22 protein-coding genes are annotated in these 24204 nt (G+C 66.4%); 13 read left to right on the plus strand and 9 right to left on the minus strand.

Annotated elements, in window-relative coordinates:
- Positions 1-240 precede the first annotated feature (240 nt).
- On the plus strand, positions 241-723 hold the full coding sequence (locus FHS47_RS11645; RefSeq protein WP_167027332.1) for a VOC family protein: 483 nt from the start codon (positions 241-243) through the stop codon (positions 721-723).
- Between the two features lie 35 nt (positions 724-758).
- Here the strand turns inward: FHS47_RS11645 and FHS47_RS11650 are convergent, their stop codons facing one another.
- On the minus strand, positions 759-2486 hold the full coding sequence (locus FHS47_RS11650; RefSeq protein ID WP_167027334.1) for a M1 family metallopeptidase: 1728 nt from the start codon (positions 2484-2486) through the stop codon (positions 759-761).
- 151 nt (positions 2487-2637) lie between these two features.
- On the opposite strand from FHS47_RS11650, the gene FHS47_RS11655 reads away from it, so the two are divergent.
- A complete protein-coding gene (locus FHS47_RS11655) occupies positions 2638-3177 on the plus strand; it encodes a DUF488 domain-containing protein (RefSeq protein WP_167027336.1) in 540 nt (179 codons plus the stop codon).
- Between the two features lie 39 nt (positions 3178-3216).
- Here the strand turns inward: FHS47_RS11655 and FHS47_RS11660 are convergent, their stop codons facing one another.
- The gene (locus FHS47_RS11660; protein ID WP_167027337.1) at positions 3217-4095 is read right to left on the minus strand and encodes a universal stress protein; all 879 of its coding nucleotides are present in this window, start codon (positions 4093-4095) and stop codon (positions 3217-3219) included.
- A 157-nt stretch (positions 4096-4252) separates the two neighbouring features.
- Here FHS47_RS11660 and FHS47_RS11665 point away from each other — a divergent pair, with 157 nt between their 5' ends.
- From FHS47_RS11665 to FHS47_RS20035, 3 genes are all read left to right on the plus strand, one after another.
- The gene (locus FHS47_RS11665) at positions 4253-5191 is read left to right on the plus strand and encodes a universal stress protein (protein ID WP_167027339.1); all 939 of its coding nucleotides are present in this window, start codon (positions 4253-4255) and stop codon (positions 5189-5191) included.
- 80 nt (positions 5192-5271) lie between these two features.
- Positions 5272-5832, plus strand: coding sequence for a GNAT family N-acetyltransferase (locus tag FHS47_RS11670; RefSeq protein ID WP_167027342.1), 561 nt, complete (start codon positions 5272-5274; stop codon positions 5830-5832).
- 18 nt (positions 5833-5850) lie between these two features.
- Entirely contained in the window at positions 5851-7233 is a 1383-nt protein-coding gene (locus tag FHS47_RS20035) for an MBL fold metallo-hydrolase (RefSeq protein ID WP_167027345.1), read from the plus strand.
- 27 nt (positions 7234-7260) lie between these two features.
- Here FHS47_RS20035 and FHS47_RS11680 read toward each other — a convergent pair whose 3' ends face one another.
- On the minus strand, positions 7261-8151 hold the full coding sequence (locus tag FHS47_RS11680) for a universal stress protein (protein ID WP_167027348.1): 891 nt from the start codon (positions 8149-8151) through the stop codon (positions 7261-7263).
- A gap of 182 nt (positions 8152-8333) precedes the next feature.
- On the opposite strand from FHS47_RS11680, the gene FHS47_RS11685 reads away from it, so the two are divergent.
- The 3 genes from FHS47_RS11685 to FHS47_RS11695 all read left to right on the plus strand — a co-directional run bounded on the left by FHS47_RS11685 (position 8334) and on the right by FHS47_RS11695 (position 10839).
- Positions 8334-8945, plus strand: a complete 612-nt coding sequence (locus FHS47_RS11685; protein ID WP_167027351.1) for a universal stress protein — start codon at positions 8334-8336, stop codon at positions 8943-8945.
- Positions 8946-9011: 66 nt separating this feature from the next.
- Positions 9012-9902 (plus strand): universal stress protein, encoded by an 891-nt coding sequence (locus tag FHS47_RS11690; RefSeq protein ID WP_167027354.1) that lies wholly within the window; start codon positions 9012-9014, stop codon positions 9900-9902.
- 16 nt (positions 9903-9918) lie between these two features.
- Entirely contained in the window at positions 9919-10839 is a 921-nt protein-coding gene (locus FHS47_RS11695) for a universal stress protein (RefSeq protein WP_167027357.1), read from the plus strand.
- On the opposite strand, the gene FHS47_RS11700 is transcribed toward FHS47_RS11695, so the two are convergent.
- On the minus strand, positions 10787-11233 hold the full coding sequence (locus FHS47_RS11700) for a universal stress protein (RefSeq protein WP_167027360.1): 447 nt from the start codon (positions 11231-11233) through the stop codon (positions 10787-10789). The genes FHS47_RS11695 and FHS47_RS11700 overlap by 53 nt on opposite strands.
- A gap of 124 nt (positions 11234-11357) precedes the next feature.
- On the opposite strand from FHS47_RS11700, the gene FHS47_RS11705 reads away from it, so the two are divergent.
- Positions 11358-12074: a helix-turn-helix domain-containing protein gene (locus FHS47_RS11705; protein ID WP_167027363.1), complete on the plus strand. Its 717-nt coding sequence runs from the start codon at positions 11358-11360 to the stop codon at positions 12072-12074.
- Here FHS47_RS11705 and FHS47_RS11710 read toward each other — a convergent pair whose 3' ends face one another.
- From FHS47_RS11710 to FHS47_RS11725, 4 genes are all read right to left on the minus strand, one after another.
- Complete coding sequence (locus FHS47_RS11710) at positions 12075-14075, minus strand: PAS domain-containing hybrid sensor histidine kinase/response regulator (protein ID WP_167027366.1); 2001 nt, start codon at positions 14073-14075, stop codon at positions 12075-12077. It lies immediately after the preceding gene.
- Entirely contained in the window at positions 14072-14809 is a 738-nt protein-coding gene (locus FHS47_RS11715; RefSeq protein ID WP_167027369.1) for a response regulator, read from the minus strand. The genes FHS47_RS11710 and FHS47_RS11715 overlap by 4 nt, the downstream gene beginning before the upstream one ends.
- 107 nt (positions 14810-14916) lie before the next feature.
- Positions 14917-15879 carry a bifunctional enoyl-CoA hydratase/phosphate acetyltransferase gene (locus FHS47_RS11720; protein WP_167027372.1) on the minus strand — a complete coding sequence of 321 codons (963 nt, stop codon included), beginning with the start codon at positions 15877-15879 and terminating at the stop codon, positions 14917-14919.
- A 40-nt stretch (positions 15880-15919) separates the two neighbouring features.
- Positions 15920-16339 carry a universal stress protein gene (locus FHS47_RS11725; RefSeq protein ID WP_167027375.1) on the minus strand — a complete coding sequence of 140 codons (420 nt, stop codon included), beginning with the start codon at positions 16337-16339 and terminating at the stop codon, positions 15920-15922.
- Positions 16340-16579: 240 nt separating this feature from the next.
- Between FHS47_RS11725 and FHS47_RS11730 the strand changes: the two genes are divergently transcribed.
- The 4 genes from FHS47_RS11730 to FHS47_RS11745 all read left to right on the plus strand — a co-directional run bounded on the left by FHS47_RS11730 (position 16580) and on the right by FHS47_RS11745 (position 21247).
- Entirely contained in the window at positions 16580-17215 is a 636-nt protein-coding gene (locus FHS47_RS11730; protein ID WP_167027378.1) for a DUF2238 domain-containing protein, read from the plus strand.
- 5 nt (positions 17216-17220) lie between these two features.
- Entirely contained in the window at positions 17221-18513 is a 1293-nt protein-coding gene (locus FHS47_RS11735; protein ID WP_167027381.1) for a DUF4010 domain-containing protein, read from the plus strand.
- Positions 18514-19735: 1222 nt separating this feature from the next.
- Entirely contained in the window at positions 19736-20692 is a 957-nt protein-coding gene (locus tag FHS47_RS11740; RefSeq protein ID WP_208381920.1) for an MBL fold metallo-hydrolase, read from the plus strand.
- Between the two features lie 21 nt (positions 20693-20713).
- Positions 20714-21247: a cytochrome P460 family protein gene (locus FHS47_RS11745; RefSeq protein ID WP_167027384.1), complete on the plus strand. Its 534-nt coding sequence runs from the start codon at positions 20714-20716 to the stop codon at positions 21245-21247.
- A gap of 36 nt (positions 21248-21283) precedes the next feature.
- Here FHS47_RS11745 and FHS47_RS11750 read toward each other — a convergent pair whose 3' ends face one another.
- Positions 21284-24166, minus strand: coding sequence for a beta-galactosidase (locus FHS47_RS11750; protein ID WP_167027387.1), 2883 nt, complete (start codon positions 24164-24166; stop codon positions 21284-21286).
- Positions 24167-24204 lie beyond the last annotated feature (38 nt).

The raw sequence follows: 24204 nt of genomic DNA on the forward strand, positions 1-24204 counted from the left end.
CAAGGGGAATGGAGGGCCAGCTCATGGGTCCAGAATAGATGGCAGTCCGGACCGCTCAAAGGGAGAGACGCCATTTTTGCGACGCGCGTCAACTAAACGTCGCCATTGTGTCTGCATTAAGACATGCGTGTCATGACGATGCTAATGACAAGGAGCGTGACCTTGGTATCGCTGGACGTTGAGATCCGGATTCTGGTTTAGTGTTTTGCCCACATTCGACTTGGACGAAGGAGCGCCGCCATGACCGCGCCAGCTAAGATCACGCCCTGTCTCTGGTTCGACTTCAACGCCGAAGAGGCGGTGAACTACTATCTCTCCATCTTCAAGAGCGGCCGTATTCTCGAAGTGTCGCGTTATGGCGACGCGGTTCCTTCGCAGAAAGGTAACGTGCTTACGATGCGCTTCGAGATCGAAGGCCAGCACCTTCTAGCGTTGAACGCGGGGCCGCAGTTCCCCTTTACCGAAGCGATTTCACTGATGGTCGACTGTGCGACGCAAGACCAGGTGGACGAGCTGTGGGCGAAGCTGAGCGCCGGCGGCAGCGAAGGCATGTGCGGATGGCTCAAGGACAGGTTCGGCTTGTCGTGGCAGATCGTGCCAAGACAGATGATCCCGATGTTCAGGAGCTCCGATAGCGCGGCGGCCGCGCGGGCGATGCAGGCGATGATGTCGATGCGGAAGATCGACATCGCAAAAATCGAGGCTGCGTTCGAGGGCAGGTAGCGGCATGTCTTCCGCTACTTGCCGTTGGCCGAGGATCAGGAGGCCTTCTTCCTGGCCTTGCGCTGCTGCTCGACATAATTGCGGTAGGCGTCCATGGCCGCGTCCTGGCGGAGGAGCTTCGACGCCGGGTCGATGACATACAAGGTGGTTTCTTCCGGAAGTTCGACATCGCCGCGACCGTCCGTCATGGGCAGGGTCACGACACGGTCGCCGACCTTCACCTCGACGGGCAGGGGGAACGGGCCGTTGCCGGGTACCGACCAGGCAAGGTGCAGTAACCGGCCTTCCTGCTTCACCTGAAGGTCCGGCAGCGCGGCCTGGTAGAGGTACACGTTGAAGAACCAGTGCATGTCCTTGCCCGTGACCTTGTCGACGATGTCGATGAATTCCCTCGTCGTGCCGTACCGGGGCGAGAAGTTGCCCGGCGTCGGGTTCTCGGTGCCGTAGACCATCAGGCGTACCGAGCGGTAGAAGGCGTCGTCGCCGATCAGGTTGCGCAGGGTGTGCAGCATCAGTGCACCCTTGTTGTAGATGTCCTGGCCGGGGCCCCCGCGCTCGTCGTTGTATACGTCTTCCTCGCGCCGCGGGGATCCCGACACGATCGGGTGGTGATTGGCGACGATGGTGCGCAGGCGCATGAGCGTGGAGAAATAGGCCTGCTGGCCGCCGATGGCGCCCGCGTAGAGCGGCTGCATGTATGTGGCGAACGCCTCGTGGATCCACATGTCGTCCCAGTCGGCATTGGTCACCTGGTTGCCGAACCACTCGTGGGAAAGCTCATGTTGCAGCAGGTCGTCGTAACCGTACGGCGTCTTGGCGTATTCGTTGCCATACGCGTTCACCGTCTGGTGCTCCATGCCTTTGTATGGGGTTTCCACCACGCCCATCTTCTCGGAGCGGAACGGGTAGGGACCGATCGTGCCCTCGAGGAAGTCGAGCATGTGCGGGAATTCCGCGAACAGGGCGCGGGCCTTGGCATCGTCGTCCACATACCAGTAATGCATGGGGTAGGTGTCGCCGAAGCGGCTCTTGTAGGTGCCCGATAGCTCGCGGTATGGCCCGATGTTGAGGGAAATGCCGTAGGTGCTCACGTCGTGCGCGCGCCAGTGGTAGGTGCGCATGCCGTCCTTCTCTTCCATGCCGACGGCGACGCCGTTGCCCACCGCCACCAGCGGCGCGGGCACGGTCACGTGTTCGTCCACCAGCTTCGGGCGGCCTGTGGGGTGGTCGATGCACGGCCAGAAGAGATCGCACCCTTCGCCTTCCACCGCCGTGGCAATCCACGGTTGGCCGTCGGGCGTCGTCGACCAGACCATGCCGCCGTCCCAGGGCGGCTTGACCGCCGTATGCGGGCGACCGTGGTAGATCACCCGTACCGCTGTCGTGGCACCCGCGGCCAGCGGACGCGGAAGATCCACTTCGAGATGGCCGTCGGTGTTGCGATATGCCCCTGCCGCGAGGCGCTGGCCGTCGACTTCCACGGCGTCGATCGGAAGGTTGCGGTCGAGGTCGAGAACCACACGCTTCAAGGGCGCCTTCGGCCGGAAGGTGAGGGTGGCGTCGCCTTCAAGCCGTCGGGCCTCCGGATCCACGCGGAAACGCAGGTCTGCGTGTTCGAAGCTGACCGCCTGCTGTTCGGGCGTAAGGGGCGCTCCGGAATTGATCGTGAAGTCCGTGAGCGGCGGCGGCGCAGGCGGGGCGGAAGGCGAGCACGCGGCGGCGCTGAGCGCGAGGCAGATGCCCACAGGAAGGGGATGGCGCATGGCGTGATGGGTCCGGGACGAAAGGGAGCAAACGTCCGACCATAGGAAGGCCGAAGACGATGACGCATGTGCCGGTAGTCATTCACTCGTCGTTTGCGTGGCCGATGGCAGCTTGGCACCTTCTCCGCCGCCCAAGGTCAAGTGCCCTAGCATGCGTAGCGACCTGTCGCTCTATTCGGTCGGCCATTCGAATCGGGAAATCGACGCGTTCCTGGCCGTGCTCGGGGACGCGCGCATCGAGTGCGTGGTGGACGTGCGTACATTCCCCAGGTCGCGCACGAATCCCCAGTTCAACGTCGAAGTGCTGCCCGACGCGCTGGCAGAGCACGGCATTGCTTACGAATATCTGCCCGATTTGGGCGGCCGGAGACGAAAGTCCAGGGACATCCCGCCGGAGGTCAACGGTTTTTGGAAGGTGTCCAGCTTCCACAACTACGCCGACTATGCCATGTCGGATGCCTTCCAGGCGTCGCTCGCGGAGCTGCTACGACTCGGCGAAGAGCGACGCTGCGCGATGATGTGCTCCGAGGTTCTGTGGTGGCGCTGCCATCGGCGGATCATCGCCGACTACGCCATGGCTGCCGGTCGCAAGGTGTGGCATCTCTTCGACGTGGGTCACGTGGAAGAGGCCCGGCTCACGCCTGGCGCGGTGATCGAGCGCGGGCTGGTCGCCTACCCGGCATCCCCGTGAATCAGGACCCGGTTACGGCAAGCGCCACGTTCCCTTCCGTCACGGACAGACGAGCAAGGGCACCTCGCCGTTCCTGAGGATGCTCCGCGCCACATCGTGCAGGAAACTGCGGCGATGTCCGGAGCCCTTGCCCGGCACCACGATCATGTCGCAGCGGTGCGCGTTGGCCCGGGCCATCGCGACGGTATCGGGGCGATGGTCGAATGTGTACTCGGTGGATACCTTGACGCCGACCATGTCCCCCGCGTGTTTCGCGTCGTCGAGCAGCGCCTGGGCGCTGGACGTCACGCGCTTGAAGCAACCGCCGCCTTCGATGTAGTCGGCAAGAAGGTTCACCGTCGGAAGCGGAGAGATGACACTGAGCGCGTATACGTGGCTGCCCAGGGTGGCCGCCGTGTCCATGCACAGGTGAACGGCGCGGTCCGACGCTTCGGTGCCGTCGACAAGAATGAGGATGCGCTCGAACGTGAGGGACGGCTCATCCTGGCACACCAGCACCGGCACGCGCGCTGCGAGGAGCACCTCTTCCGTCTTGCTGCCGAGCACGAACCGTTCCAGCCCGTGCCTGCCGTGCGTTCCCATGACGATCAGATCGCATGCATGCTGTCTGGCGAACTCGAGGATCGCCCGCCCGGGCGACGCGTGGGCGACCTGGGTGGCGTCGCAGGGCATCCCTCGCGCCAGGGCCATCGTTTCGACCTGCGCGAGGCAGGCTGCCGCGTTCTGCTGTGCCTCCACGACGCTGTCGGTCTCCGAGACCGTGGCCACGCCGCCAACATGGTTACGAGTCGGCGCGTGCTTCACGACGTGCAGGGCCGTGAGGTGGGCACCGCATCGCCGTGCCAGTTCCACCGCGATGCGTGTGGCCCTCAGCGAGGCCGGTGTGCCGTCTGTGGGAAGAAGGATGTGCTTGAACATCGTGCCCTCCGCAGCTCGTGTGCTGAGCCGAGGATGGGCCGTTCCCCGGACGCCAACTTGACCGGGATCAAGACGAGGCGCGATTGACCTGTGTCAATCGCCCCGGAAGGCGCCGGCCGTACAACAACGGTTCCAGCACGAATGGAAGGTGGCTGCCATGAACGAGAACATGTTTCCCCAGAATCCGGACGACGCGCTCGATTGGCACACGCTCGGCGAGCCGGCGCGAAAGCACGAGGCCGACCCCTTGACCAGGTTTCGCGACATCGCCGTCGTGGTGGCGCACCTGCCGGGGGACACTCTGGCGATCACCTGTGCCGGCGGCCTCGCGCGGCGAGCTGGCGGGCACCTGCATGTTCTGCAGATGCTCGCGATGCCGGTCGAGGCACCGGATGCCTGGGCGTTGGTTCCCGATCCCGCGCTGGTCGAGCGTTACGCGGAGCTTCGTGCCAAGGCCGCGCGGCAGGCGCGGGATATGCAGCACCGCTTGTCGGCCATGTGCGTGCAGGGCGATGTGCTCACGCTCGAAGCACTGTGTTCCGCACCCCCCGCCATGGCCGCCGCGGCAGCCCGCAGGGCAGACCTGGCGGTCATCGGACGTCCTGCCACTTCCCCGTCCGACGCGTCGATCGCGCATGCCTATTTCGCCGGCGTGTTGCTCGAATCGGGGCGTCCCGTGCTGGTCGTACCCGAAGGCACATCGGCGCGCATGCCGCCGAGACGGGCTGTCGTCGGCTGGTCGGACACCCCGGAAGCAACCCGCGCCGCGCACGACGCCTTGCCGCTCCTCGAATCGGCCGAGGCGGTCGATATCGTGGTCGTGAACGCCCCGAAGGAACCCGTGGAAGCGGTCGAACAATCTGTCGAGGGCCTTCTGACTCACCTGCGTCACCACGGCGTCCGCACTGAACTCACGCTTTGCTCGTCGGGCCGCTCGCCCGTCAGTCGCATGCTGCTGGAGCAGGCGCACCGGAAGCAGGCGCAACTCATTGTCGTCGGGGGGTACGGACACGGACGCATGCGCGAGTGGGCCCTGGGCGGCACCACGCGCGAACTCTTCCACGACTCGCCGATTCCCGTCCTCTTCTCCCACTAGTGCTGCCGTTGATCCCGATCAAGTCGGCCAAGACTTGCGCGGCATATATCTGTTCCACGAACTCATTCGGAGAATCCGCCATGGCAACCACGACGTCCCGGTCGGCGAAACCCGATTTCCCCTCCATCGAAGGCGACCATTGGATCGAAACCCTGGACGACGGCACCCATGTGCTCGTTCGCCCCCTGCGCCCGGAAGATCGCGCGCGCGAAGAAGCCTTCATCCGGAGGTTGTCCTCCACGTCGCGCCGGAACCGGTTCCTTGGCGAGATCCGCGAGGCGTCGCCCGGGTTGCTGGACCAGCTCATGAACGTGGACGGCCGCCGGGCGATGGCTTTCGTGGCACTCGCCCACGATAACGGCGAGCTACGCGAAGTGGGCATCAGCCGTTATGCCGCCGACCCAGGTATGGAGCGGTGCGAATGCGCGGTGACGGTAGCCGACGACTGGCGGCACCGCGGCCTGGCGGTACTGCTCATGCGCCACCTCATCGAGGTGGCTCGCCGTGAGGGGTTCAAGGCGCTGTACTCGCGGGACCTGGGCGAAAACAAGGACATGCGGGAGCTGGCCGAGTTCCTGGGTTTCTCACGCAAACAGGACGCCGACGATCCGTCGCTTGTCATCCACACCCTGCTGCTCTGACACACGCACGGAGGCACCGTGATCGTCTACACCTGCCATGGCGCCGCGCGCGGCGTCACCGGTTCCTGTCACCTCGTGCAATGCGGCAACAGCCAGGTCCTGATCGATTGCGGCATGTTCCAGGGCGGCCGTGACGCCGACGACGCGAACGCCCGCGGGTTCGCGTTCGATCCGCGCTCGGTCGATGCCGTGCTGCTGACGCACGCACACCTGGACCATTGCGGCCGGCTGCCGAAACTGGTGCGCGACGGCTTCGCCGGGCCGGTCTTGTCCACCGCCGCCACAAGGGATCTTGCCCGCATCGTGTTGCTGGACGCCGCATCGCTCCAGGAACAGGAGGCGCGCCGGGCCGCCGCGCGCGGCGACGTGAACGCCACGCCATTCACGACCATCGCGGATGCGTTCCTCGCGATGGAGGCGTTCGACGGTGCCGTCGGTTATGGGGAAACACGCGAGGTGGCACCGGGGATCCGCGCCACCTTTCTCGATGCGGGGCACATCCTCGGCTCCGCCAGCATCCTGCTGGAACTGGACGACGGGACGAGCCGGCGGCGGATGGTCTTTTCGGGCGACCTCGGCCATCACGGCAGCGGGATGTTGCGCGAGCTTGCGCCCGCCCCGGAAGCCGACGTCGTGGTCATGGAAACCACCTATGGTGACCGGCCGCACCGCGATTTCTCGGCAACGGAAAGCGAGTTCTTCGAGGCCGTGGCCACCACGCTGCGGCGGCATGGCAATGTGATCGTTCCCACGTTCGCCCTGGAACGCGCGCAGGAAATCCTTTACTGCTTGCACCGGGGCATGCGGAGCGGTGCGATTCCCGCGAATACGCCAGTGTTCCTGGATTCGCCCATGGCGATCTCCGCCACGGAGGTGTTCCGGCGTCACCCGGAAGGCCTGAGCGACGCCTTTCGCGCGTTGCTGGCCCAGGAAGATCCCTTCGACATGCCGCACGTGCGCTTTACCCGCGGTGTGGACGACTCCATGGCGATCAACACGATCGAAGGAGGCGCGATCATTCTTGCCGGCTCGGGCATGTGCACGGGCGGCCGCGTGGTGCATCACCTCCTGCACAATCTGGACCGGGACCGGGCGGGCGTTGTCTTCGTGGGTTATGCGGTAGAGGGGACGCTGGCCAGGAGGATCATCGACGGGCAGAAGCGCGTGCGTATCGGTCGCCACGACGTCGCCGTGCGCGCGCAGATATGGACGATCAACGGTTTCTCGGCGCATGCGGGGCAGCCCGAACTGCTGGCGTGGCTTGGAAATTCGCCGCGACGGCAGGTGCTGCTGGTGCACGGGGAGCCGGACGGCGGCATGCAGGTCATGGAACAACTCCTGCGCGCGCGGGGCGTCTCCGTGGCATGTCCTGCCCTGGACGCTCCCTGCCGGCTCGCATAGCTCGCACAGCAAGCCTGCCGGCTTGCTTCAGTGGTAGAGCAAGGCAGGCAGGTTGCCATGGGCCAGCACATGCCGCGTGACGCCGCCGAACAGCTTTTCCCGCAGCGGCGTGTGTCCATAGGCGCCCATGACGAGCAGATCGGCCTTGAACTGGCGTGCGTGCTTGAGGATCGCGGCGCCGGCTTCGGCCGGGGAAGCATGCATGCGCTGGCGGGTCGCCTCGATGCCGTGCTGCGCCAGGAACGCCATGGGATCGAAGGTTGGCGCGTCCTGTTTGGCAGCACCATGCGCTGCGCAGCCGTCAAGCAGGAGCACGTGCTGGGCCGCCGCGACGAACGGCAATGCCGCGCGAATGGCACGGATGGCCGGCCGGCTGCCGTCCCAGGCCAGCATCACGCGGTCGAAAACGCCGGAGGGAGCACAGACGTCGGGCAGTACGAGGCAAGGCAGGCCCGTACCAGTCAACAGCGACCCCAATCCTTCGAGCGGGTCGGCGTGAGGATCCGCCGGCCGCTGGACGACGATCAGGTCGTGCCACGCGCTCAACATCGCAAGCGCATGGCTGGCATCGTTCCCCAACACCGCCCACTGCGGACCGTGCGCCCCGGCGGTCTCGGCCATGCGTATGAACTCATCGCCATCGCCACCCAGGCGCAGGTCGTCCTTGCGCTGGGCAGATGGCGCCGGCTGCAGTAGTGCCGCGACGGTGGCGTCGGTGCGGAAGGCGCGGCCGCCCAGGAACGCCGGCGAAGCTTCGCAGCCCGTCACCGATCCGCCGTCGCGTGCCGCCAGGCGGCTGGCAACATAGGCGGCGCCGTCGCGCGGGCCGGAGACGATCGCCAGCACGTCGCCCACCGGCGGCAGGCAGCTGGCCGGCGAATAGGGTGTGGTGTCTTGCGAGGATTTGGTCGTGTTCATGTCCGCTCCTGACGAGGGTCGATAGCACCCTTGTACGACTTCGGCGCCAGGCCGACTTGATGCCGGTCAACTACTTCACGCTCGTCCGGCGACGATGCCGAACTTGACCGCGATCAAGACGAACCGGTGCGCTCCGCGCGAAGGTGTAGGCAGTCCCTGACAAACATGAACGGGAGGCTGCCATGGACAAAGCGCCGTCGAAGCCGTACCGATCGCTCCTGCGCCAGCCCATCTCCGAGGGGGAGGTTCCCGACGAACTGCAGCCTTCGAACGATGCACTGCGCCTGCTCTGCCGAACGTGCGCGAAGACCTTGCCGCGCGGCGACATGGTCACCGAGTGCAAGCCGCCCTTTACGCGGATACTCATAGCGACGGACGGATCGGCCCTTGCCGACGACGCGGCCACGCTTGGGGTTTCGCTCGCCCAGGCCCTGGTCGCATCCGTCGTTTTCCTGCACGCGGCAACGCCATGGCGGGGAGGGCGCGTGCTGGCGCGCCTGTTCGCGGCCGCCGAGGTCGCCGTGGATCCGGACTGCGCCTCGCTCGCCGAGCGCAACCTCGAACGACAGCGCGTCCTTGCCATGAATGCCGGCGTCCGTTGCGAGACGCGACTGGCTTACGACCCGCATCCGGATCGAGCCATTCTCCAGGCGGTGGCGGACACCGGCTGCGACCTCGTTGTGATGGGCGCGCGTGGCGGTCGTCTGGCGCGTCGCGTCGCCGCGCGAATGAGCGTGCCGCTGCTGACGTGCCGGGGCGCAGCACCTGTCGAGTCCGCTGCCGCAGGCAGTTGACGTACGTCAAGGTGGACTGCCGACGACGTCGTACAAGAGACTTCCCCATTTCACCGGAGCGCCGACATGTCCCTCCCTGCCAGCCAAACGACCGTTCCCCATGCGGCGAGCTCACCCTGGCGCGAGATCGCCGTCGCACTCGTACAGACGCGGAGCGATGCCGTCGCCATCGAGTTCGCCGGCGCGGTGGCCCGCCAGTTCGATGCAAGGTTGCAGGTGCTGCAGCTCATGGTGATGCCCGCGCCGATGATCGATGCATGGGCAATGATTCCCGACCCCAGCTTCCCCCAGATCTACGACGACTTGCGCGAATCGGCGCGCACCGCGGCGGACTCCACCCGCAAGACGCTCGCGGCGCTGGGTGTGCCGGGCGACGTGCGCACGCTGGAGGCCCTGTGCGTGGAGCCCGCCAGCCTGGCCGCAGGTGCTGCGCGTTCGAGCGACCTTGTAGTCCTGGCGCGCCCTGAGGACGGACAGGCCGATCTAGCGATTGCCCATACCTACTTCTCGGCGCTGCTGCACGAGTCGGGGCGCCCCATCATGGTGGTTCCACCGAACGATCTGCAGCCATACCCGCCGCGACGTGCGCTCGTGGCGTGGTCGGACACACCCGAGGCTGCCCGTGCCTTGCAGGAGTCGCTTCCTCTGCTGGAAAAGTGCGAGCGCGTGGAGGTGCTGCTGGTCGATCCGGTGGCCAGCGCGCTGGAAGCGCGGGAGGAGCGCGGCAGCGGCGCGCTCGGTTATCTGCGCCGCCATGGCGTCGCGGCACATCTGGATACCTGCAAGTCCCGTGGCCGGTCGATCGGCGAATCGATCCTTGCGCATGCCCAGCATATATCGGCGGAACTGATCGTCGCCGGCGGGTACGGACACGGGAAGGTTCGCGAATGGGTCATCGGCGGCACGACGCGCGACCTGTTCTTCCAGGCGCGCGTGCCGGTGCTGTTCGCCCACTGATCCGGAGCCCGTTGCCATGCAAAGATCCACCCCCGACGTCGCCCCGTCGCGGCCTCGCACGAGGAAGCACGCCGCCGACGTGTCGACCGACACGTTCAACGGCATCCTCTCCATCCTGGGACAGGAGCCGCACGACGCCGCGGTGCTCGAGGCCGCCGCGCATTTCGCGCCACACGGGGACGAATGGCGTGCCTTGTTGCCGGTTCCGCTCCCTGAGCACGTGCCGTGCCCCTGGGGCGAATCGCCCGTACGGGCGCTGGCCATGGACCATCTGGCGCGGCGCGGCGATGCCGAGGCCCACCTCGAATCGCTCCGTCGATCGCTAGCGCGGCTGCATGCGAAGGCGGCCTGCGAACGGGCCGATTGCACCGAACGGCAACTCGTCGACTCGGTCCTGCGCCTCGCGCGCGGCGCCGGGTGCGTGGTGACAGGCGTTCCTCTCGAAGCCGCACCCATGCGGCCGGTGGCCACGCGGTGGTTCAGCCATCTTCTGGTCCGAAGCGGCCGGCCCACGCTCGTCTTGCCGCGCGGGGCGACGTTGGCCCGCCGGCCGCGCCGCGTGCTGGTTGCCTGGAGCGACACGCCGGAGTCCGCGCGGGCGCTGCATGAAGCACTGCGTTGGTTACCGTCCGGATGCGCGCTGCGCATCGTCACCGTCGCGGGGGCAGGGCAGGCACGCGCCGTCTACGAGAGCACGACCGGCGCCTCCGCACTGGCCGGCCATCTCGCCAGTCACGACATCATGGCCACGTTCGACGTACTTGATGGCCAGGGCAGGCCTCCGGAAGATGTGCTGCTCGATGAAGCGCGCACCACGTCGGCCGACCTGATCGTGATGGGCTGCTACGGCCACAGCCGCACCGCGGAATATGTCTTCGGCGGCGTTACCCGAGCACTGTTGCACCGGTCTCGGGTACCCCTGCTGATGGCGCATTGAACAGCACCAGGTCGCAACGGTGCGCGGTGGACGCCTCGCGCACGATCATCTCGGCATCGTTTCCGAAGGCATAGCGGCATACGCAGGGCACGCCCGCGGTGGCGGCCATCCGGCGTACGTGGCGAAAAAGGCGCTCACCGGCATCGACGGCATCCTGCGAACGAGGCCCCCACGAAGACTGGGTGCCACCGTTCGCCGGCGTGACGATGAACAGCACGGTGACCCGGGCGCTGATGCGGGAGGCGATGCGAAAACCAAGGGCGACGTCGCGCTGGGTGCCGGCACGGCCATTGATCGCGACGAGCAGATGGGGAAACAAGTTGGCGGCACCTTGGGATGGAGAAGCAGGCCTATCGGAACCCATGGAGGCCGCATCGACATTGATGCCGGTCAAGGCGCGACGATTCCCGCGGGACCGTTACAAAGCGTTACGAACCGTTGCAGTGGCGAACACGTTCCGTGACGCAAGGCGTTTAACGTGGCTTCACGGCAACGGGATCGAACCAGGGAGACCCACCATGACCACGAGCATCGACCATCCATTCGCCCGATCCCTTCCATGGACGGCCTGGCCCTCGGCGCCATCGCCGGACGCGGGCCTGGACCTGGACGTGCTCCAACGCCATCTCGCGGTCACCCGGCGGAAGCACAAGGCCGGCCAGCACCTGTTCCACGCGGGCCAGCCGTTCCGCGCACTGCACCTGATCCATTCGGGATCGTTCAAGACCTCCGGTCTGACCGACGACGGTCGGGAGAGGGTCACGGCGTTCAAGATGCGCGGCGAGTTGATCGGGGTGGATTCGATCGGTCTCGGCTCCTACGCGTGCGATGCCGTTGCCCTCGAAGACAGCGAAAGCTGGGAGTTGCCGTATCCGGCCGTGATGAAGGCTGCAACGCACGTTCCCGGTTTGCAGGAGCAGATCCATGCCGCGCTCGCCGCGGAGATCCGCTGCGATCGCAGCTGGATGCTGCTGCTCTCCACGCTTGCCGCCGAACCGCGGGTGGCCGCGTTCCTGATCGACATGGCGGCGAGACAGGCGCGGATGGGTTACAGCGCGAGGCACTTCATCCTGCGCATGAGCCGTCTGGACATCGCAAGCTTCCTCGCGATCAAGCACGAGACGGTGAGCCGCGCCCTCTCGCACCTGGCCGACCGCCACTTCATCAGCGTTCAGCGCCGGGAAGTACGCGTGCTCGATGCGGAAGGACTGCGCGAGATGGCTGTCGCCGCCTGATCAGGACTGCGACAGCACCCGCTGCCAGACGGCCAGCAGTTCTTCGCGGCGATACGGCTTGCGCAGCAGCGGAAAGGCCGGTTCTTCGGCGGGATCGTCGCCTCGCGAGTCGAATTCGTAGCCCGAGGTGAGCAACACCTTGAGTGCCGGACGACGCGCCTTGAGTTCATGGGCCAGTTCGATGCCGGATTCTCCCGCGCCAAGAACCACGTCGGTGAACAGCATCTCGATATCGTCGTGGGCGTCGAAGATCGCGTGCGCCGAAGCGGCATCGGGGGCCTCCAGGGGTACGTATCCCGCCGAGCGCAGGAAGGACGCCGCGATGCGGCGTACCTCGGCTTCGTCTTCGACCACAAGGATGCTCGCGCCGCTCGAGGCGACGGTGGAGGCTTCCGGCGGCCCGACGACCTCCGCGCGGGCCACGGGAAGCACCATCTCGATCCGCGTGCCTGCGCCGGTTTCGCTTTCCAGCGTGAGCCGCCCCCCCGATTGCTTCACGAACCCATAGACCATGCTGAGGCCGAGTCCGCTCCCCTTGCCGGGACCCTTCGTGGTGAAGAAGGGTTCAAAGGCGCGGGCACTGACTTCCGGCGGCATGCCGACGCCGGTGTCCACCACCGAAAACACCACGTAGGAACCCGGCGCGAGATCCTCGTCCGCCTGAACCTCCAGCGCCCGGGCCGAGATGATCAACTTGCCGCCGTTCGACATGGCGTCTCGCGCGTTCAGAGCGAGGTTGATCAACGCGGCCTCCAGCTCGCCCGGATCGGCGAACACGGCGGGCAGGGCGTCCGTGCAACTCGCCATCACGCGAATCTGCTCGCCCAGCGTGCGGCCGAGCATGTCGCTCAAGTCGGCCAGGAGCAATTCCGGCCGCACGGCGCGCGGGGTGAGGCGCTGGCGTCGCGAGAAGCCGAGCAGTTTCCGGGTGAGTGCCGACCCTCGTTCCACGGCGCGCGACGCGCTTGCCACCACTTCCGCGGTTTCGGCGTCCTTGGCGCCGTCCATCTCCAGCAGCTGCAGGTTTCCGGAGATGATAGTGAGCAGGTTATTGAAATCGTGCGCGATGCCGCCGGTAAGCTGGCCCAGGGCGTCCAGGCGCTGGGCATGGGCCAGTTGCTCGTCGGCGCGTCCACGCTGGATGGCTCCCGATAGCACGTTGGCCACGGCGCCCACGAAGTGGTGCCTGTCGCGATCGCTGCCGTTTCCGTTGCCGGGGGGCAGCCATGCAACGAGGTAGCCGGCGGGCGCACGCCGATCCGGTAGCGTGGCCACCACGGCGTGCGGCGACGGTGCGCCGAGGAGAGCAGGGAATGCCACGACTTCGCCGGCTTCCATCCTGCCGCGCTGGAGTCCATCCAGCATCGGCAGCCAGGGGGCGTGGGACAGGCTTTCCTTGAACGCCGGATCGAGCCCCGAGGAGCCGCTGACGCGAGGCTTGTCCCCGTGCGGGTCGGTCAGCAGGATCGCGACCGCCGGCGCGCTCAGTGCCGAAGCGATCAATGCGGGGATCTCGGCGAGGGCCGCCTCGTGGTTGGGCGCAACGAGAATGCGCCGGCTGATGTCCGCCAATGCGGCATCGTAGCCGCTGCGGGCAAGTGCCTGACGGGCGCGCTGCGTTTCCGAGATGTCGCGGATGGACGCGGCGAAAAGGGCTTCCGGGCCACCGGCGATCGGACTCAGGCCAATTTCCACGGGAAACGGCGAGCCGTCTGCGCGCACGCCCGTGAGTTCATAACCGGCGCCCATGGGACGAACACGCGGGCTGTCCATGTAATGGGTGCGGTGCGCCACGTGCAGTGCGCGCACCTGGTCGGGCAACAGTACCTCGATGAGCTGTCCGGCCAGCGTGCCCGGCGCGTAGCCGAAGAGGGATTCCGCCCGCGGGTTGGCCAGCACGATGGTGCCCGACTTGTCCACGACTACCATGGCGTCCGGGGCCGTTTCGAACAGGGCCCTGAAGAGGGCGGCATCCGCGAACCGGTCCGGCCAGGAACTCATGTCCGTTGCACCGTGGGAGTGAAGAGGTAGCCGGTACCCCGCACGGACTTGATCAACTGCGGCTGCGCCGGGTCGGACTCGATCTTGCGGCGCAGGCGCCCCACCTGCACGTCGATGGCGCGGTCGAAGGGGCCTGCCTCGCGTCCGTGCACGTGGTTCATCAACTGGTCGCGGGTCATCACCTGGTTGGGGTGTTCCACGAGCGTCTTGAGCAGGGCGAATTCGCCCGTGGTGAGTTCGACGCGGGCGCCCTCGCGGTCGGCGAGCGTATGCGTGCGCAGGTCCAGAATGAAACGGTCGAAGGCGAATCCGCCGGGTGTCGCTGGCGGTGACGGCGGAGCGGGCTCCGAAGAGCCGCGCGTACGCCGCAGCACGCTGCGAACGCGGGCCAGCAGTTCACGCAGGTCGAAGGGCTTGGTCACGTAGTCGTCCGCGCCCAGTTCGAGGCCGACGATGCGGTCGACCGACTCGCCGCGCCCGGTAACGATCACGACCGGGCCGCGCCATTGCTCGCGCAGGTAGCGCGTGATGGCGAACCCGTCTTCCCCGGGCAGGCCGAGATCGAGCAGGACGAGGTCGACCGGCTGGTCGGCGATCGTGCGGCGCATCTGATTTCCGTCGCCCGCGGTGAGCACCTGGAAACCCTGGGCGGAGAAATAGCGCGACAGAAGCGTCGTCACGTCGGTTTCGTCGTCGACGATCAATAACGTGTCGCCCGATTTGTCGGCCGCCATGGGCTCTGTCCCTTGAGAGTAAGCCGGGCCTCGCCGGTCGCTTGCCGCCCATTAAAAAGGACGAGGCCCTGCACGGCAAGTATGCGTTCGTGGGCGATCCCCGAACGTCAGGCCACGGCGTGCTCCGTACGCGTGGCTTCGAGTACGGCCATGGCGGCCGAGGCCACGCGCGACGCCGGGCTGTCGGCGCGGCTCGTGAGGGCGACCGGAAGCGACGCGCCCAGCACGATGCCGGCGGCGATGCCGTCGGCCAGGAGCACCAAGGCCTTGGCCAACAGGTTGCCGGATTCGAGGTCGGGAGCGATGAGGATGTTCGCCCTTCCGGCCACCCGCGCCTCGATATGTTTCATGTCCGCCGCGGCATGGCTGATCGCGTTGTCCAGGGCAAGCGGGCCTTCAAGGTCGGCCCCGACGATCTGGCCGCGTTCGGCCATCTTCGCCAGGGCCGCCGCGTGCAGCGTGGCCGGCATGGTCTCGTGCACCGTCTCGACGGCGGCCAGCACGGCGACGTGCCGGTGCTCGATGCCGATGGTCTGCGCCAGCCCGATCGCGTTCTGGCAGATCTCGCGCTTTTCCTCAAGACCGGGGCGCAGGTGGATCACCGCGTCGCTGATGAGCAGTGGGTGCGAGTAGGCCGGCGTGTCGATCGCGAACGCATGCGACATGCGTCCGCTGCCGCGCACGCCCGCATCGCGGTCGAGCAACACGTGCATGAGGTCCGCAGTGTGGATGTCGCCCTTCATCAGCGCGGCGACGTCGCCACGGCGACCCGCCAGCGCCGCGGCCCGGGCGGCGGCACGGGCATCGCTCGCATCGCGGATGGTGACGCCTTCGAGACCACGGCCGAGGGTATCGGCCAGTTGCCGGATCTGCGCCTCCGGGCCGAACAGCCAGGGCTCGATCAGCCCATGCGACGCCGCATCCAGCGCCCCTTCCAGCGAGACGGCGCTGCACGGATGGATCACGCCCATCGGGATCCGTGGCCGGTCGCGACAGCGTTCCAGGAGAAAACGGAAGCGGGGGTGACGCAGGTCGCCTTCGGCGGCCGTTTCGTTGATTGTTGGGGTCATGGCGATTCCGGAGCCGGCGTTCGATGGGGTGGCAGGTGCGTCAGCGCACGACCAGCACGGGGACTTTCGTGCGCTCGAGCACCTTGCGGACCACCGACCCAAGGAACGCCGTCATGACCGCATTCCGCCCGTGCGAACCCATGGCGATCATGTCGAATTTGCCGCGGCGTGCTACCGCGGCGATCTCCTCGGCGGCGTCCCCGATGCCGAACGCTTCCTCGTAATCCACGCCGGCCTCGCGCAGGACCGTTCGCGCCCGCCGCATGGCGGCCTGGCGGTTCTGTGCGTGGAATGCCGCGATAGAGACCTCGTCCAGGTAAGTGGCGATATGGCCGTTGAGCGGCGCATCGACGTGGATCAGCGTCAACTCGGCCCCCTCGACGGCGACCTGATGGCGCAGGACGAAGCGCAGTGCACGGATCGAGGCCGCGCTCCCGTCGATAGCTGTAAGGATCTTCATGGAGTGATCTCCGTGGGTGGCCGGCGCGCCCCGAGGGCCGTCGTGTCCCCATTCTTCGATCTCGTTCCGACCTGCATCTTGATCCGCGTCAACGCGGCCCGCCCAACGTGGCAGTCTCATGCGCCTGATCGCTACCGGAATGCCGCATTGTCCGCACAGTCGCCGAACACACGAGGGGAAACCGACCCGGGCGCGGGTGCCGTGTCGCCGGCGCCTGCGCCTGTGCGGATTCGGCAACGGATGGCGCTTCCGCCCATCCTGTTGGCCGCGACCGTGCCGATTCTCGTCTGGTCAGGGTGGTCTCCGAACGACCGGGGCGACTGGTTGCTGGAAAACGCGCTTGTGGCGATTGCCATGCCGCTGTTCGTCGCCGGCTATCGCAGGCTGCGCTTCTCGACGCTGAGTTACCTGATGCTGTTCGTCTTCTTCTGCCTCCATGAGGTCGGCGCGCATTACACCTATTCGAAGGTTCCGTATCCCCAGTGGCTGGGATGGTTGCCGGACCTGGCCTGGACAGGTGCCGGCGAGTCCCGCAATCACTACGATCGCGTGGTGCACTTCGCCTACGGATTCCTCGTGATGCCTGCGGTTTTCGAACTTTTCGCACGCCGGGCCGCGCTGCAAGGCCTGTGGCGATGGCTTGTCCCGGTCACCTTCGTGATGGCGCACTCCATGGTGTACGAACTGGTGGAGTGGGGAGCTGCACTCGTCTTCGGAGGTGACCTGGGGCTGACGTACCTCGGCACGCAAGGCGATGAGTGGGACGCGCAGAAAGACATGCTCCTCGCGACCGCGGGGAGCGTGGCAATGACATGCCTGCTCGCCGCGGCGGGCTGGCGCGGCCTCCGGGCCGCCGTCGCGGACACGCGGTCATAGCGCCGATGCCCACCGATATCGGCATCCTTTCTCTTACGCCGCAGGTCGTCTCGCTGGGCGTGGGGTTGGGCGTGGGCCTGCTGATCGGGCTCGAGCGGGAACGCGCGAAAGACCACCACCCGCGCGCCCTGCCTGCGGGCGTGCGAACCTTCAGCATGCTCGGGCTGGGCGGCGTGATCGCCGCATTCGCCGGTACCGCGGCCATCTGCGTCGGCGGACTGTTCCTGGCCTTCGTCGCGACGGCGAGCTATGTGAGAAGCGCCACGGAAGGGAAGGAAGACGCCGCTGGCAACCGAACCCCGCCAGGCCTCACCACCGAAGTGGCGATGCTCGTGACCTTCCTGCTCGGCGTCCTGGCCGCGTCGTCCGCGGCGCTGGCTGGCGGCGTCGGCGTGGTGGTGGCCACGCTCCTCGCCAGTCGGGCGCGCCTGCACCGCTTCGCGCGCCAATGGCTGTCGGAGCGGGAACTGCACGATCTGCTCATCCTCGCGGTGGCCGCGTTCGTGGTGCTGCCGCTGCTGCCCGACGTCACGGTGGACCCATGGCAAAGCATCAATCCGCGACGGCTCTGGTGGCTGGTGGTCGCCGTGATGTCCATCGCCTCGGTCGGGTATCTGGTGCTGCGCATTTTCGGCGCCAGGGTTGGCCTGGCCGTTGCGGGTCTGGCCGGCGGATTCGCATCCAGCACGGCCACGGTGCTCGCAATGGGCGAACGGGCCAGGGAGGCTCCGGCGCTGGCGGCGACGGCGGCCAGTGCCGCGATCCTCGCGAACGTGGGCAGTCTCGTGCAGCTGTCCGTGGTGGTTGGATCCCTCGCTCCCGCGTTGCTCGAACGATTGGCGATTTCCCTGTTGGCGGCCGGCCTGGTCACCGTGGTATGCGCCGTGGCGGCGGCATGGGGCGCGGGTACGACGGCAACGCCGGGCAGGCTCGCCGGATCCCGCCCATTCAGGCCGGGCGCCGTTCTTCGCTTCGTCGCCATCCTCGCGGGCGTACTCCTGCTTACATCGGTGCTCCGCGAGTGGTTGGGAAGCGGCAGCCTTCCGTGGCTGATGGTGTTTTCCGGCATCGCCGACGTGCACGCCGCCGCCGCGTCGGCGGCGCAATCGACGGCGAACGGGCAGATCGGATTGGGTCTCGCGTCCGCGTGCGTGCTCATCGCGTACGCATCCAGTGCCGTCTTCAAGTGCACGCTTGCCTATGCCAAGGGCGGCACCCGCTATGCGTTGAAGGTTGCCCCCGCCACCGTCGCGATCCTCGCGGTGTTCGCACTTGCACTCTGGTGGACGTCGCCCTGAGCGATAGGCACCTTTCGTCAGCCAGGCGCCTTGCGCGCGGCGCTCGTACGTGGTCGGGAAGCCGGCAGCCGTCGCCCTCGCCGCGAAGACTTGCGTCGTTCCTTGCGAAAGGAGAGCCGCTGCGCGGCTGGTGTCTTATGGCTGGCGCCGCGGCGGACCCGGGCGTCCAGGCGGGGGTTTCCGACTCGGCATCCTGCCTCGGCGGAAACGGCGGGCCGTCCTGGCCCGCCCCCTGCGGGCCTTTTCCACCCGCACGCCCTCGACTCCAGACATCGCGGCGAGGGCGACGGCTGCCGGCATCGGACGGTGAGGCGGTGTGTTGTGTAGTGCGTGGCGTGCGTTGCTTTGTCGGTCTGTGGTGATCGTTCGCGCCTGAGTCGCTGGGTGCCTGCCTTCACAGGCACGACGGTGTGGGGTGCTGCGGAAGCCGGGAGTCGCGCGCTCTTCTGTAGGAGCCGCCATGGCGGCGAGACAACCTGGCCCCAGTCGATCCGAGTGCGATTTTTGGAAACCGGCTTGCCGCGAGCACCCATCGCCGCTGGAGCGGCTCCTATAGGACACGATGCAGCGTTATCGCCAGCGTGCCTCGCCGCCATGGCGGCTCCTACAAAGGACAGCGCAACGCTATCGCTGGCGTGGTTCGCTGCGCTCCAAGCGCCGCAGCCCACCTACCGTCGTGCCTGCGAAAGCAGGCACCCAGCGCCCGGTCGGCAAGAGACGAAAACATACCATCGGCTTCAGCTCCGGCTCTCCCACCAGCACTCCGCACCGTCGGTTGCCAGTACCCGTTCCCCTCGCCGCGATGTCTGGAGTCGAGGGTGGCCGGGCGGAGAAGGCCCGAAGGGGGCGGGCCAGGACGGCCCGCCGTCTTCGCCGAGGCAGGAGGCCGAGTCGAAGACCCCCGGTCGGACGCCCGGGTCCGCCGCGGCGAAGCCATCAGACACTGAGCCGCGTAGCGGCTCTCCTTTCGCAAGGAACGACGTAAGCCTTCGCGGCGAGGGGAACGGGTGCTGGCTCTCACGCCACGGCACAGGCGCCGATGCGAGGCCGACCAGGCGAGCCCATCCTACGAAGCGAATCTCATACCGACTCCATATGCGCAGTCACGCCACGCAGCCGGAATACGTGAAGCACCAAAAATAAGCGCCCTGACCAAGACGCGAATTGTCTCGCGGCGTAACGCTGAGTGTTCCGACCCGAGGGGCATTCATCAGGAACCGGTATGACATTCCTCAACTGCACGCGTTCCATTTCCGGCAGGTGGTCTCTTCTGCTGACCGGTGGCTTGCTGGTTTCGTCGATTGCCTTCGGTCAGGAGGCGAAACCGGTCAGCCCGGTCATCAAGATCAACGAGGCGGCCGCCACCGCGCCCATCGAGAGCACACCATTGCGCGATTCGTTGACGATGTTGTCGGGTTCCGGCGGAAACATCACCGTTCTCAATGGCAAGGAAGGACAGTTCCTCGTCGATGCGGGCATTGCCGTCTCGCGTCCCCGCGTCGAAGCGGCCTTGCGGGCGCTAGGCAGCGGCCCGGTGAAGTACGTCGTCAACACGCATTACCACTGGGACCACACCGACGGCAATCCGTGGCTTCACGACCTGGGTGCAACGATCGTCGGCACGGCGGGGACGGCGAAACGCGTGTCCACCGTCACGCGAGTCGCATTCTGGGATTACACCTTCCAGCCCTTGCCGGCCGGCGGTGTTCCCACTGACATTGTAAAGAAGGACAAGCGTTACCACTTCGCGGGCCAGACCATCGAGGTGAAATTGGCGCGGCCATCGCATACCGACACCGACCTCTACGTCCTTTTCAAGGAGGCCAACGTCGCATCCCTGGGCGACCTTTTCTGGAACGGCGTTTATCCGTTCATCGACAACGAACACGGCGGCGGCATCGACGGCATGATCGCTGCCGACGACGCGATCCTTGCCCAACTCAAAGACGACGTGGTCATCGTGCCGGGACACGGCCCGGTCGGCACGAAGAAGCAGTTGAAGGATTTCCGCGACATGCTTGCCGGCATCCGGGACAACGTGGCCGCGTTGAAGAAGCAGGGGAAGACTCGCGACGAGGTGGTGGCGGCGAAGCCCACCGCCAAGTACGACGACGTGTATGGCCACTTCGTGATCGGTCCGGATTTCTTCGCGCGCATCGTCTATGACGGTTTGAAGTGAGCGAAGGCGAGGGAGTCGTCCATGGTCTGGAAAGGGTCGCTGGTTCTCGTGGTCCTCGGGGTGTTCGCCGTGTTCGGCCTGCGCGCGGGAGAAAGCGCGTCGTCGCCCCCGGGCGGAAACGCATCGCCGATCTATGGCGTGGTACTGCCCGCGGACTACAGAAACTGGCAGGTGGTGAGCGTGGCGCACGAGGCCGGCAGCCTCAACGACATACGGGTCATTCTCGGTAACGACATCGCCATGAAGGCCTTTCGCGAACATACCCTGCCTTTTCCCGACGGCTCGATCATCGCTCGCCTTGCCTGGAAATATGAGGCGTCGGCACGCAACGATGCCATCTTCGGTCGACAACAGTCCTTCGTGGCCGGCGACCCGACGAACGTGCAGGTCTCGGTCAAGGACTCGAAGCGTTATGCAGAGTCAGGCGGATGGGGCTACGGACAGTTCGAGAACGGAAAGGCAAATCCGGGCAGGCCACTGATGCAGACCTGTTTCGCTTGCCACAGAAAACTGCCTGCCGAAGACGACTTCGTATTCACGACGTATTCGCCGTAAGGGAGTCCGGGCGGTCATGGCCCGGACCAGCGGCCCCTACGGTTGGGAGGTGGCCTTTCGCGATCGCATCAGCGCGTCGTAGTCGGGCGCCTCCACCGTTCGTTGCTGCAGCGACGTGCGATAGTTGCCTTGCATCACCAGCGACACCTCGCCCAGTCCGCCGTCCTGCGCGGTGCTCCAGGCGGCGATGGCGATGGTGTTGTCGCCGTGCCGATTCAACAGGCCCGACGGCAGCTCGAAATCGGTCTGCGGTCCCACGTCGCTGATGTAGCGGCCGATCTGCCAGCCGTTGACGAACACGACGGCCCGATAGTGGTGGGGCGCGGCATCGTGGATACGCAAGGCGATCGGCACGTCCTGCCCCTCGGGCAGGTCGAGATGGAACGTGGTGCGGTACCAGTCGACGCCCGGCGTTTCCCTGCCATGCGGCAACGTGGCGGCCTTCCATCGCCCATCGTCGAAGCCGGGAAGCTGCCAGCCCATGCGCTCGCCAAACAACCCGCCAGCGTTGAACGGGCCGCGTACAGGGTCGGGGAGATCCTCCCCACCGGCGTTGCCCTGGATCTTCCAACGAATGTCGGTGGGCGCGCCGGCGAACGTTGCCGAGATAAGGCCCCGCCGCTCACGGAACGCGCCATTGCGCTCTTCCTGGAGATGGCCATGGTTGTCGACCAGCACCGACACCACATTGTCTTCGCCCTTCTTCAGCCACGTCGGATCGATGGCGAACTGCTGCGCGCCGCTGGGGTTGTTGCCGAGGAAGTGGCCGTTGAGCCAGGCGGTGAAGATGCCGTGGTTGCCCAGGTGCACGCCGGTGTTGGCGGCCAGGCGAATACCGGTTTCCTTCCCCGTGGCGCGAAAGTGCCCGCGATACCACACGTTTCCGTGATGGAAACCGTACGCGTCGCTGTCGAGGATAGGCAGCCGGTGGTCCCAGTGCGGATTGGGCGAGCTGGCACGGTCCGTGGCTAGCCATCGGCTATCGTCGAACGCGGGTGCGATCTCCGGCGCGCCGTCGTGCACACGCCAGCGATCAAGGCGGGGAAGTGTCACGGGCGCGGGCCCATCCACGTGCGCGAGAAGGCTGGCGGAAGGCGTCGCCACGGCATCGACCGGCACGCCATTCCAGGTTATGCCGCGCGTACCGGGCGGCGTGAACACCTCCAGCTCGCCGGCCTGCTCGGTGTCGCCCGTGAGCGCGACGGTGTCGCCCACCCGCACCGCATGGCGTACCAGATAGGGGCCGCGAACCAGCACCGGACCGTCGGCGGTGTCCAACTGCCAGAAGCGCATTGCCGCATCGTTGTCGCCGATCAACAGGAGCAGCGAGGCGTCGCCTTGTTCGATGCTCATGCGCGCAAGGCCGTCGTGACGATAGTTGAGTCGCAGCGAGTGCGTGGCGGCGTCCCAATGCGTCGTCACAGCCCCTTCGAGGACACGAACCGATGGTTGGGCCGGATAACGCAGGACGATCTCGCCATCTCCGCCATGGCGGCCGTAGAACAGGGCAAGGTCCTTCGGTCCCTGGCGCAGCTGGGTCATCAATTCCGACGTGGCATACGCGAGGTTCTGTTTTCCGAAACGGAAGTTTGCGAGCAACACCTTGGCGTCACGTCCATCCACATGAATGGCCGTGCCGGGCTGTTGCGGTACCGTGGTCTCGCCCGCGCCGGCCAGCGCGATCTTCAGGTGCGTGGCATCGTTGGACGTGTCCTGGGGCTCCGCATGGCGGAGGAAGTAGAAGCGCGTGCCGTCGTCGGGGTTGATGCGCGCGGTGACGCGAAGCCGGCGATTGTCCGGCACCGATGCTCCGACCTCGTCGGTTCGGGCCAGCGACGGCACGGCATGGATCATGTAACCGATGAGTTTCTGCTGGTCGTATTTGGAAGTGAGCTGACGGCTGGCGGTGATCGCGGCGCCGTAGTCGTACGACGTGTAGACCCCCGGCGACGACAACCATCCCCAATTGATGCCGCCGTAGGTCATGTAGAAGTTCTGCATGGTGGACCCGGCCGCCATCATCGACTCGTAGAACACCCGCTCGAACGCCGGTCCGGTGAGTTTCCGGCAGGCTTCGTAGCCGGGGCCGCCCCATACGTCGAAGGCACCGCCCTGGTACTCGGGGAAGAACAGGGGCGCGTGTGTCAGTTCGCGGCGTTCGGCGCTGAAGTCGTAGATGGCATTCCAGCGTTCCGGGCGCGTGCAGTCGAAGTCCAGTGGATAGGAATCCTGGCCCGGAATGTCGGTGGCGCCCAGACCCGACACGAAATTGCCGTTGTGGTTTCCCGTGAGCGGCACCGTGATGCCGTCGGCACGGGCCTTGTCTTCCAGAGCCTGCATGTAACGGCGCGTGTCCTCGGACTCGTCGTAGAGTTCGTTCTCCACCTGGTAGAGCAGGACCGTGCCGCGCCCGTCGGTCACCTGGTGCCGCGCGATGATCCGGTTGATCTGCGTCATCCATTCACGGTATGCGGCGGTGTATTCGGGAGAGTCGGAGCGCGGCTTGCCCGCGGTCGTCACCAGCCAGCCGGGGAACCCGCCCGCGTCGGTTTCCGCATTGATGTACGGGCCGGGGCGCGCGATGACATAGATGCCGACGTCACGTGCCATGTCGAGCAGCCGGTCTACGTCGCGGATGCCCGAGAAATCGTAGACCCCGCGCTTTGGCGAGTGATAGCCCCAGTCGAAATAGATCTCCACGCCATTGAAGCCGGCGGCCTTCATCTTCTGCAGCACGTCGAGCCAGAGGTCGGGGGAGGGCAGGCGCCAGTAATGGAACGAACCCGACCAGAGATACGTGGGTTTCCCGTCGATGACGAGCGAATAGCGGTCGTAGGTCACGGTGTGAGCAGGGGCCGCCGTGGCGGCGGACGCACCCAGGACCGCCAGCGCGAGGCCGGCCCAACGAAACGAGATCATCCCACCTCCGATCGATGACGGATCGCCTTTGCGGCGTC

The organism is Luteibacter sp. SG786 (assembly GCF_011759605.1).
In the GTDB taxonomy this organism is placed as follows: Bacteria; Pseudomonadota; Gammaproteobacteria; order Xanthomonadales; family Rhodanobacteraceae; genus Luteibacter.

What these genes read in the sequence shown, in the direction of transcription:
- FHS47_RS11645 (WP_167027332.1), top strand. Translation starts at nt 241, where the DNA reads ATGACCGCGCCAGCTAAGATCACGCCCTGTCTCTGGTTCGACTTCAAC.
- FHS47_RS11650 (WP_167027334.1), bottom strand. Translation starts at nt 2,486, where the DNA reads ATGCGCCATCCCCTTCCTGTGGGCATCTGCCTCGCGCTCAGCGCCGCC.
- FHS47_RS11655 (WP_167027336.1), top strand. Translation starts at nt 2,638, where the DNA reads ATGCGTAGCGACCTGTCGCTCTATTCGGTCGGCCATTCGAATCGGGAA.
- FHS47_RS11660 (WP_167027337.1), bottom strand. Translation starts at nt 4,095, where the DNA reads ATGTTCAAGCACATCCTTCTTCCCACAGACGGCACACCGGCCTCGCTG.
- FHS47_RS11665 (WP_167027339.1), top strand. Translation starts at nt 4,253, where the DNA reads ATGAACGAGAACATGTTTCCCCAGAATCCGGACGACGCGCTCGATTGG.
- FHS47_RS11670 (WP_167027342.1), top strand. Translation starts at nt 5,272, where the DNA reads ATGGCAACCACGACGTCCCGGTCGGCGAAACCCGATTTCCCCTCCATC.
- FHS47_RS11680 (WP_167027348.1), bottom strand. Translation starts at nt 8,151, where the DNA reads ATGAACACGACCAAATCCTCGCAAGACACCACACCCTATTCGCCGGCC.
- FHS47_RS11685 (WP_167027351.1), top strand. Translation starts at nt 8,334, where the DNA reads ATGGACAAAGCGCCGTCGAAGCCGTACCGATCGCTCCTGCGCCAGCCC.
- FHS47_RS11690 (WP_167027354.1), top strand. Translation starts at nt 9,012, where the DNA reads ATGTCCCTCCCTGCCAGCCAAACGACCGTTCCCCATGCGGCGAGCTCA.
- FHS47_RS11695 (WP_167027357.1), top strand. Translation starts at nt 9,919, where the DNA reads ATGCAAAGATCCACCCCCGACGTCGCCCCGTCGCGGCCTCGCACGAGG.
- FHS47_RS11705 (WP_167027363.1), top strand. Translation starts at nt 11,358, where the DNA reads ATGACCACGAGCATCGACCATCCATTCGCCCGATCCCTTCCATGGACG.
- FHS47_RS11710 (WP_167027366.1), bottom strand. Translation starts at nt 14,075, where the DNA reads ATGAGTTCCTGGCCGGACCGGTTCGCGGATGCCGCCCTCTTCAGGGCC.
- FHS47_RS11715 (WP_167027369.1), bottom strand. Translation starts at nt 14,809, where the DNA reads ATGGCGGCCGACAAATCGGGCGACACGTTATTGATCGTCGACGACGAA.
- FHS47_RS11720 (WP_167027372.1), bottom strand. Translation starts at nt 15,879, where the DNA reads ATGACCCCAACAATCAACGAAACGGCCGCCGAAGGCGACCTGCGTCAC.
- FHS47_RS11725 (WP_167027375.1), bottom strand. Translation starts at nt 16,339, where the DNA reads ATGAAGATCCTTACAGCTATCGACGGGAGCGCGGCCTCGATCCGTGCA.
- FHS47_RS11730 (WP_167027378.1), top strand. Translation starts at nt 16,580, where the DNA reads ATGGCGCTTCCGCCCATCCTGTTGGCCGCGACCGTGCCGATTCTCGTC.
- FHS47_RS11735 (WP_167027381.1), top strand. Translation starts at nt 17,221, where the DNA reads ATGCCCACCGATATCGGCATCCTTTCTCTTACGCCGCAGGTCGTCTCG.
- FHS47_RS11740 (WP_208381920.1), top strand. Translation starts at nt 19,736, where the DNA reads ATGACATTCCTCAACTGCACGCGTTCCATTTCCGGCAGGTGGTCTCTT.
- FHS47_RS11745 (WP_167027384.1), top strand. Translation starts at nt 20,714, where the DNA reads ATGGTCTGGAAAGGGTCGCTGGTTCTCGTGGTCCTCGGGGTGTTCGCC.
- FHS47_RS11750 (WP_167027387.1), bottom strand. Translation starts at nt 24,166, where the DNA reads ATGATCTCGTTTCGTTGGGCCGGCCTCGCGCTGGCGGTCCTGGGTGCG.